The 547-nt window shown below is 73.7% G+C and carries 1 pseudogene; it reads right to left on the bottom strand.

Annotated elements, in window-relative coordinates:
• Positions 1-547, bottom strand: a pseudogene (locus ABFY07_RS42895) (hypothetical protein); the annotation flags it as partial.

The following is a 547-nucleotide window of genomic DNA, read 5'->3' as shown; positions in this document are numbered from 1 at the left end:
CCCCCGACCCCGGCCACGACACATAGGCCGGCGCACCCGCCAACCGCCCACACCACCGCTCCACCCCCGCACGACCCGCCACCGACACCGCCGACTCCGCCTGCTCCCGCACGAACTCCCGGTACTGCACCACCCCGGTGGCGCCCTGGCGCAGGACGGGGTCGTGGGCGGTCTCGGACAGGGCGGACAGGGCGGCCAGGAGTTCGCGCAGCAGTCCGGCGAGTTCCTCGGCGTGCCGCCGGGTCAGCAGGTCGCCGCGGTACGAGAGGCCCACGCGGTCCCGCCCGTCCTCTCGGTAGACGGTGACGGTGACCGGGAACTTCTGCTCGGCGGCGAGCTGGCTGCTCATCAGCGGGGTCAGGACGGTCCCGCCGAGGGGGTAGCCGTCGTCCATCGGCGCCAGGTTGAGGACCGCGGCCGCGTACGGGGTGACGCCGTAGCGGCGTTCGGGATTGAGCGCGGCGACCACCTGGTCGAACGGCACATGCTGATCCTCCAACGCCTCCAGCACCCGCTCCCGCGTCCCCCGCAACAACCCCGCCACCGT

The organism is Streptomyces sparsogenes subsp. cuspidosporus (genome assembly GCF_039532705.1).
Classification (GTDB): domain Bacteria; phylum Actinomycetota; class Actinomycetes; order Streptomycetales; family Streptomycetaceae; genus Streptomyces; species Streptomyces sparsogenes.
The sequence above is the reverse complement of the archived record's forward strand: the minus strand, read 5'-3'. Positions and strand labels throughout refer to the sequence as shown.